The following is a 6545-nucleotide window of genomic DNA, read 5'->3' as shown; positions in this document are numbered from 1 at the left end:
CAGCGTCCGTCGGTGGCGAGTCCGCGTTGGCGGGAGAACTCGATGAAGATGCCGGGGGTGGACATGATGGTGACGCCGCCGGCGAGGGCCAGCGAACACTCGCCGGAGCGCAGGGCCTGGACGGCGAGGTGGAGTGCGACGAGTGAGGAGGAGCAGGCGGTGTCGACGGTGAGTGCGGGGCCTTGGAGGCCGAGGGTGTAGGCGACGCGGCCGGAGGCGACGCTCGACGTCGTTCCGGTCAGTCCGAAGCCGGCCGCACCGGCCGCCGCCTCACCCAGCCGCGGACCGTACTCCTGGGCGATCGCACCCAGGAACACACCCGTGTCACTGCCGTGCAGCGTGCCGGGCGTGATCCCCGCTCGCTCCAGTGCCTCCCACGCCACTTCGAGCAGCAGTCGCTGCTGCGGGTCCATCGCCAGCGCCTCACGGGGCGCGATCCCGAAGAACGCGGGGTCGAACTCGGCGGCCCCGCTCAGGAATCCGCCGTCGCGCACGTAGGACGTACCGGAGTGGTCCGGGTCCGGGTGGTACAGCGCGTCCAGGTCCCAGCCCCGGTCCGTCGGCAGTCCGGAGATCACGTCGCGCTGCTGGGCGACGACCTGCCACAGGCCCTCGGGGGAGTCCACCCCGCCGGGGAAGCGGCAGCCCATGCCGACGATCACGATCGGGTCGTTGGTGCCGGCCTCCAGCTCGCGGACCCGCTGACGGGACTGGTGGAGGTCGACGGTGAGGCGCTTGAGGTATTCGACGAGTTTGTCGTTGTCCGGTGTCGTCATGGCGATGATGCCCCCGTAGGCGTCGTGAAGCTGTGCGTGTGCGCGGTCCGGGCGCGGCAGGCCTCCGGGACGTGCCGGGGCGTGCCGCGCGCGGCGGACAGGAAGGGTGGACCGGGCTCCGGTCCGTGCGGAGCGCGGGTGGAGTCGTGGTGGGAGTGGGAGTCCGGATCAGAGTTCGGAGTCGATGAACGCCAGGAGTTCGTCGACCGAGGCCGACTCGACCCGTGCGGCCAGATCCTGTTCGGCCGGATCCGGTTCGGCGGACCGCGTCCGCTGGGCCGGGACGCGGGCGACCAGGGCCTTGAGCCGCTGGACGATCTCCTCCCGTACGTCGTCCCGGGTGTTCTCCGGCAGATCGGCCAAGGCCGCCTCGAGACCGTCGAGTTCGACCAGACCCGGCATGGTGTCCGGATCGCCGGAGGCGACGGACTCCGCTTCGGTCGGGACGAGTTCGGCGAGCAGCTGGACCACGACGGCCGTCGGCGTGGGGTGGTTGAAGAGGAACGTGGCGGGCAGCCGCAGATCGGCGCTGGTCTGCAGCCTGTTGCGCAGCTCCACGAGTGTCAGCGAGTCGCAGCCCAGATCCTTGAAGGACCGGTCGGCGGCGATGCCGGACGCGGAGGAGCGGCCGAGTACCGCGGCGGCCTGCGCCCGGACGAGGTCCAGGAGCAGTTCCTCCCGCTCGGCCCGCCCCAGGGGGGAGAGCCGCTCGCGGAGGGTCGCGGTCGTGGGCGCCGAGGCGGTGGCCGTCGCCTCGGCGGGTCGCGGCGCGGCCGGGGCCAGGTCCCGCAGCACGGCCGGCACGCGGCCGTCCAGCGCGGCGAGGGCGTCCCGGTCGAGCGGAGCGGGTACGAGGACGGCGGCGTCCAGGCGGAGTGCCGCGTCGAGCAGGGCCAGGCCCTCCGTCCGGTCGATGGGTGCGAGTCCCGTGCGGGCGAGCCGGCCGCGGTCGGCCTCGGACAGCGAGCCCGCCATGCCGGCCGCTCCCGGTCGTCCGGCGGTGTCCGCCCACATGCCCCAGGCCAGGGACAGCGCGGGAAGGTGCCGGGCCCTGCGGTACTGGGCGAGGGCGTCCAGGTAGGTGTTGGCAGCCGCGTAGTTGCCCTGGCCGGCGCCTCCGAGGACACCCATGACGGAGGAGAAGAGGACGAAGACCGCGAGATCCTGGTCTGCGGTCAGCTCGTGCAGGTTCCGGGCCGCGGTCGCCTTGGCCGCGAGGACGGTGTCCAGGCGTTCCGGGGTGAGCGCGGTGATCACCCCGTCGTCGAGCACGCCCGCCGCGTGGACGACGGCGGTGAGCCGTACGCCGTCGAGCAGTCGGGCGAGCGCGTCGCGGTCGGCGGTGTCGCAGGCGGCGAGGGTGACCTCGGCGCCCGAGGCGGTGAGCTCGGCGGCCAGTTCCAGGGCGCCCGGCGCTTCGGCGCCGCGGCGGCTGACCAGGAGCAGGCGGCGGGCCCCGTGCTCGGCGACCAGGTGCCGTGCGACGAGTCCGCCCAGTGCGCCGGTGGCGCCGGTGACCAGGACGGTGCCGTCGGGGTCGAGGGCCGGGGGCAGGGTGAGGACCACCTTGCCGATGTGCCGTGCCTGGCTGACGTGGCGGAACGCCTCCGGGGCCCGGCGGACGTCCCAGGTGCTCAGCGGCAGCGGCGTGAGCGCGCCCGTCGACAGCAACGCCAGGACGTCCGTGAGGAGTTCGGCGATGCGCTCGGTCGGCTCCTGGAGCAGGTCGAAGAAGCCGTAGGCCACGCCCGGGTGATCGGCGGCGACGCGCGCCGGTTCGCGCAGGTCGGTCTTGCCCATCTCCACGAAGCGGCCGCCGCCGGGCAGCAGCCGCAGGGAGGCGTCGACGAACTCACCGGCGAGCGAGTTCAGTACGACGTCCATGCCGAGGCCCCCGGTGGCCGCGGTGAACGCCGACTCGAAGTCCAGAGTGCGGGACGACGCCAGGTGCGCGCCCTCCAGGCCCAGCGGCCGCAGGGCGTCCCACTTGCCGGGTCCCGCCGTGCCGTACACCTCGGCCCCGAGGTGCCGGGCGAGCTGGACGGCGGCCATTCCGACACCGCCGGCGGCGGCGTGGATCAGGACGCGCTCGCCCGCGGACAGACCGGCGAGGTCGACCAGGGCGTGGTAGGCGGTGAGGAACACGATGGGCGCGGACGCCGCCTGCGCGAAGGTCCAGTCGGCGGGCATGACGGCGACCCGCCGGTGGTCGGCGACGACCACCGGGGCGAACGCCCCGGAGAACAGGCCCATGACCCGGTCGCCGACGCCGAGGCCGGTGACGCCCGGGCCGACCTCGGTGACCACACCGGCCCCTTCGAGGCCGAGCAGACCGGGGTCGCCGGGGTAGAGGCCGAGCGTGTTCAGGACGTCGCGGAAGTTGACGCCGGCGGCGCGGACGGCGACGCGCACCTCGCCGTCGGCGAGCGGGGCGAGGGCCTCCGGGCAGGGTTCGAGCGCCAGGTGGTCCAGGGTCCCGCGCTCGCGGATCGCCAGCCGCCAGGCGGGGCCCCCGGCCGGCGGCACCAGCGAGCCGCCCGCCGTAGCCCGGCCCAGCATCGGCACCAGCGACTCGGCCTCACGCACCGCGAGTTGGTGCTCGGCCGCGAGGAGCGGCAGTGCGGTACGGCAGTCCGCGGGCGACTCCACGTCGAGGAGTCCGACCCGTCCGGGGTTCTCGGTCTGCGCCGACCGGGCCAGGCCCCAGACGGCGGCGGCGTCGGCGTCGACGTCGGCGTCCGCCGACGTGGCCACGGCGGACCGGGTGACGAGCACCAGCCGGGAGTCCGCGAGCCGGTCGTCGGCCAGCCACTCCTGGAGCAGGGCGAGCGCCCGGTGCACGACGGTCGGCGGACCGAGGGGGGCGCCCGCGTCGTCACCGTGGGCGTCGAGGTCCGTGAGCGGGGCGAGGACGACCGCAGGAGCGGGAAGCCCCTCGTCGAGCGCCCGGCCGAGGGCCGCGAGGTCGGCGTACGGCGTGCCGACGCCCAGGTCGGCGGTGCCGAGGGCGACGGCCGGCGGGACCGGTCCGGGGTCCGCCGCCGCGGGGATCCAGTCCAGCCGGAGCAGGGACCGGGGTACGGCCACCTCGTCGCTCACCGGGCGCAGCACCAGTTCCCCGACCTCGGCGACCACCGCGCGGGACTCGTCGAACAGGGTCAGCGACACCGCGTCCGGGCCGGTGGCGGTGATCACGGCGCGGGCGGCGCGGACGCCGGGCCGGCGCACGGTCACGCCGTGCCACGAGAACGGCAGCAGACGCCGGTTGCCGTCCTCCAGCGCCGTCATGACGATCGGGTGCAGGGCCGCGTCGAGCAGCGCCGGGTGCAGCCCGTACGAGGCGGCGTCCGTCACCGAAGGCGGCAGCGCGACGTCGGCGACGAGGTCCTGGCCCTGTCGCCACGCGGCGCGCAGGCCCTGGAAGACCGGCCCGTAGGCGTATCCGGCGCCGGCCAGCTCGTCGTAGCAGCCGTCCACGGCCAGCGGCTCGCCCTCGGCGGGGTACGCGGCCGGCGCGGGCGCGTCGGCGTCGTGCGGGGCCAGCATGCCGGCGGCGTGCAGGGTCCACGGCTCGACCGCGCCCTCCGCAGTCTCGGCACGGGCGTGCACGGTGACCGCCCGCTGACCGTCCGCGCCGGGAGCGGCCACGACGGCCTGCACCTCGACGCGGCCCTCCTCGGGCACCACCAGCGGGGCGAGCAGCGTGAGTTCGGCGATCCGCGGCGTCCCGGTCGCCGAGCCCGCGCGGCCGGCGAGTTCGAGGAACGCGGTGCCGGGCAGCAGCACCGAACCGAGGACCGCGTGGTCGGCGAGCCAGGGGTGCGTACGGCGGCCCAGCCGGGAGGTGAGGACGACCTGCCCGGACTCGGCGAGCTCGACGGCGGGGCCGAGCAGCGGATGACCGGCCGCGCCCTCGGGGCCGCGCGCGGTCAGCCAGTACCGCTCCCGCTGGAAGGCGTACGTGGGCAGGGCGGGTGTGGGCCCCGGGCCGAACACGGCGTTCCAGTCCGGGCCGCGACCGCGGACGTGCAGGGCACCGAGCGCGGCCGCCAGGGTGCGGCCCTCGGCGCGGCCGCGGCGCAGCACGGGCACGAAGGCCAGCGAGGCGTCGTCCAGACAGTCCTGCCCCAGCGCCGACAGCACACCGTCGGGGCCGAGTTCGAGGAAGGTCCGCATCCCGAGGCCGTGCAGCGCCGCCAGACCGTCGGACATCCGCACTTCCCGGCGGACCTGCCGCACCCAGTAGTCGGCGGTGATCTCGACGGGTCCGCCGGTGACGGTGGACACCATGGTGATACGGGGCTCCGCGTGGGCGACACCCGCGGTGACGGCCGCGAACGCGTCGAGCATCCCGTCCATGCGGTGCGAGTGGAAGGCGTGACTGACCACGAGCCGGCGCGTCTTGCGGCCCGTGGCGGCGAACGCCCCGGCGACCTGCTCGACGGCCTCGACGTCACCGGAGACGACGACGGCCAGCGGGCCGTTGACGGCGGCGATGCTCAGCTCGTGGCCGCGGCCTTCGAGCAGCGGGAGCACCTCCTCCTGCGAGGCCTGGACGGCCAGCATGGCGCCACCGGCCGGCAGCGCCTGCATGAGGCGACCGCGCGCGGCGACGAGGGTGCAGGCGTCCGGCAGGGTGAGGATCCCGGCGACGTGCGCGGCGGCGAACTCGCCGATGGAGTGGCCCAGGACGGCGTCCGGGGCCAAACCCCGGTGTTCGAGCAGCCGGAACAGCGCCACCTGGAGGGCGAAGAGCGCACACTGGGTGTTCTCGGTCCGGTTGAGCGCGTCGGCGTCGCCGAACATCACGTCGCGGATCGGCGGGGCGCCGGGCACCTCGCCACGCCGGGCGTCGAGTTCCGCGCACACCGCGTCGAGGGCGGCGGCGAAGACCGGCTCGCTCTCGTACAACTCGCGTCCCATGCCGACACGTTGGCTTCCCTGCCCGGTGAACAGGTAGGCGAGACCGTCGTCCGGACGGGCCGTGCCGACCGCCAGGGCGGAGTGCGTCTCGCCGCGGCCGAGCGCGGCCAGCGCCTCGACGGCCTCGGTCCGGTCCTCGGCCGTGACGACCGCCCGGTGGTCGAGGGCCGTACGGGTGGTGGCCAGGGCGCGGCCCAGGTCGCGGACGGACACCTCGTCGGAGGCGCCCAGGGCGTCGACGAGCGCGGTGGCCTGGGCGCGCAGCGCCGCCTCGGTCCGGCCGGAGAGGACCCACAGGGGCGTGGCGCCGTCGTCCCCGGACTCGCCACCGGACACGGCCGGTCGGGTGGTGGGGGCTTCGGCGAGGATGACGTGGGCGTTGGTGCCGCTGATGCCGAAGGAGGAGACGCCGGCGTGTCGGGTGCGGTCTTCGGTGGCGGGCCAGGGTCGGGGCTGGGTGAGGACTTCGACGCTGCCGGTTTCCCATTCGACGAGTTCGCTGGGCTTGCTGACGTTGAGGGTGGCGGGGAGTTCGCCGTGCTGGAGGGCCATCACCATTTTGATGACGCCGCCGACGCCTGCGGCCGCTTGTGCGTGGCCGAGGTTGGATTTGAGGGAGCCGAGCATGAGGGGCTGGTCGTCGGGGCGCTGGTTGCCGTAGGTGGCGAGGAGTGCTTGGGCTTCGATGGGGTCGCCGAGGACGGTTCCGGTGCCGTGGGCTTCGACGGCGTCGACGTCGGAGAAGGAGATTCCTGCGTCGGTGACGGCGGCGCGGATGACGCGTTCCTGTGCGGGTCCGCTGGGGGCGGTGAGTCCGTTGGAGGCGCCGTCCTGGTTGACGGCGGT

Annotated in this window: 2 protein-coding genes; both read right to left on the bottom strand. The window is 74.9% G+C overall.

The genetic code is table 11. From position 1 onward, the window contains the following. The coding region (locus tag EAO70_RS36895) for a beta-ketoacyl synthase N-terminal-like domain-containing protein (RefSeq protein WP_187284211.1) at positions 1–776 on the bottom strand (776 nt) is incomplete at its 3' end. 168 nt (positions 777–944) lie between these two features. Further along, on the bottom strand, positions 945–6545 hold a 5601-nt coding region (locus EAO70_RS36890; protein WP_148007130.1), incomplete at its 5' end, for a type I polyketide synthase.

This window comes from Streptomyces sp. adm13(2018), assembly GCF_008042145.1.
Lineage (GTDB): Bacteria > Actinomycetota > Actinomycetes > Streptomycetales > Streptomycetaceae > Streptomyces.
Note: the sequence above shows the minus strand (reverse complement) of the source record. Positions and strands in the feature narration are given on the sequence as shown.